This is a genomic window from Okeania sp. SIO2B9 (assembly GCF_010672505.1).
Classification (GTDB): domain Bacteria; phylum Cyanobacteriota; class Cyanobacteriia; order Cyanobacteriales; family Microcoleaceae; genus Okeania; species Okeania hirsuta.
In genome coordinates this window covers 1-2,666 of sequence record NZ_JAAHGK010001085.1, presented here as the reverse complement: position 1 = coordinate 2,666, position 2,666 = coordinate 1, and the positions used below count along the sequence as shown (strand labels likewise).

At 33.3% G+C, this 2,666-nt stretch carries 2 protein-coding genes; both read right to left on the bottom strand.

Annotated elements, in window-relative coordinates:
- Positions 1 to 1,358 (bottom strand): DUF2079 domain-containing protein (locus F6K13_RS27540; RefSeq protein WP_287289071.1); only part of this gene is annotated, 1,358 nt, incomplete at its 3' end.
- Between the two features lie 643 nt (positions 1,359 to 2,001).
- A complete protein-coding gene (locus F6K13_RS27535; RefSeq protein ID WP_287289069.1) occupies positions 2,002 to 2,586 on the bottom strand; it encodes a hypothetical protein in 585 nt (194 codons plus the stop codon).
- Positions 2,587 to 2,666 lie beyond the last annotated feature (80 nt).

The following is a 2,666-nucleotide window of genomic DNA, read 5'->3' as shown; positions in this document are numbered from 1 at the left end:
AGAACTACATAATCAAATTCATCTAAATTATCTGGCTTTGTTTGATTTAATAATTTTACTGTTGAACGATGAGTAAAATGGGGTGCTAATCTATTATCTGTAAGTACCCCTCCTTCAGTTTTGACATAAGTAATTGCATTCCTTGTGGCTTGCCAAGTATCCAAACTCTGCCAATATAAAAATAAATCTGCTACATTCCCTAGCAATAAAAACATTAAAACAGACCACAAAATAATCATTTTAGGAGCTTGAAAATTTGGTACTGATAATCTCAGATTAAACTTAGGAATTTCTAACTCTCTTTTCCCAGATAAATTTAATGAAATATCATTTTCTTCAGCTTTTGAAGCTGCTGCTAAACAAGAAATTACTGCTAATAATAAAAAAGCGATCGCTGGCAAGGAATATTGATAATTTAAACTTCTTTGAAATGATACTTCAGACAACACATTCAACACAATTGTGGGAATAGTTGGAATGAGAGGGATAAGATGAGGCAAAATAGTCTGATTTGTCTGAAGTAGAGGAAATATTCCCCAAGTTACAGGTAACAATAACAGACAAATATATTTGATAGTCTCAAAAGATAATATCTTCCCTAACACTACTCCTGGTTGTAGCAAAATATTAATCATAATTCCCACAACAGAATCTCCCAGATAACTATAACGCCCTACTCCAGCTACTTCTCCACCACTGAAAAAAGGAATAATTCCTTGAGTGACAACCACAAACCAAAAAATACCTAAACAAAGAGCAACTAAACCACAAAACTTCCGCCTTTCAAAAGTTAGTAACCAAACACCCATAAAAACTACAGTTAATGATAAAACTGCCTTGCAACCTAACACCCAAATAATTGCCAGACAAAACCAGAAAATACGTTGCAGTCTAGCAGCTAAAATAGCAACTAAAATAGCAGGTAATGCCATAACTTCTGGGTGAAAATCAAATAAATTAATATTAAAAACTACTGGGTAAAAGAGATAAGAAAAAGCGATCGCTACTGCTTGTCCTTGATTTAAACTTGCCTGTTTGGCCAAACACCAAGTAGGCCACGCTCCCAAGGCCAAACATATAGCTTGTACTAAAAGTAGCCAGTGTACATTAGGATAAATCAGATACAATAATCCCAGAGGATAAACTGCCCAAGCAGCATGATTCCCCAGATGGTGATACCCCAAAAAAGAAGAAATGGGAGATTCTCCTTGACTAATCAAATATACAACTTGGTCATAAATACCTAAGTCAAAACCAGTAGAATAGAACAATGCGTGGCGTAAACTACTACACAGAAAGAAAATCAAAGCTGCAACAATTATTATCCTACTCACAACAGGTGGTGGAAAAAGCATCATATTTTTAAATCCCACATTCCGCAAGTCAATTTGTCAAATAAAAAGTAGCACAAAGGACAAAAACTAGCGATTCTCTAAGTATTTATATCGCGTAAATTATCTTTATTGGCCTTTTTCAACAATTAATAATGAATAATGAATAATGAATAATTACCTCTCCTTGAAAAGAAGAGGATTGACAAATTCATGAAAATTTTTTTTCACAGGAGTCGATTGGATATGGCGAGGAGACCTCGCCATCCCATCCTACGGAATGCTGCGCAAACGACCGCTTATTATCCCCTTAAAAGGGGAGGCGCATACCCACAATTTTTCGGTAAGAGTCAAATTATCAAGAAAATATTAAGTATAAATAATGAATTTATTTTGAGTTATTGGCGACTACTACTCTCTCCTGACTGTACGTCGCCAATTTGACAGCTTTCTTACCTGACTACTTATCTTTATATACTAGGTTTTGAAGTGCGGAATGTAAGTTAAATCTTATTTTTTCGCTCTTTTTCAACAAGTATTCCCATGATTTTTTTACTAATGTTTTGAACAGGTTATACCAATTTGAAAAAATAATTTTACAAATAGTTTCAAACTCTATAAAATCTTAATGCATGACTTTTGACTTCCTCCCAAAGGGGGTGAAACGGTATTAGTTGGGATTTTTCACGAATTTACAATACTCAGAAAGTGTTAAAGCACAATTTTCATACTGCTTAATCCCTTCTGCCATTGATGTCGGAGTTATTTTTTGTTCTAATTTTCTAGGGTTTCTGACAATACGACCTGCTTTGATATTCTCTTTAGAATCACCTATTCCAGGTCTTCCTGTTTTATTCGTTACTTTGTATTCCTCCGAAAATTCTGATTGTGTTCTAAGGACTTTTTTTAAAGCATCAAAAACTAAGTCCGTCTGATTCAGTAGTTGATCGTAGGAAATCATCAAAGTACGTTCTTTGCTATTGATTAACTTTGCATATCTTTCTAAAGTTGATAAGCGATTTAAATAATAAGTTAATACTTTTTCTTCACTCCAGTGTGGCTTGAGGTCGAGAATACTAGCTATTGTTCTCTCTGGATCTCTGATGAGAAATATACTATATAAATTTTCCGAAGTTAACAATTTTTCATCTAAAAAAATCTTATTATGTAAAGCTTTATCGAGAATATATTTATGATTCATTCTCAAACTTTTTAAGTCTTGCAAATTGCGAATATTTTGGGTTTTACGATACACTTTAGATACTAATTTATTCAAATCACATTCAATATGCCTCTGAATTTGATTTGAATAAATTAGTATCTAAAGTGTATCGA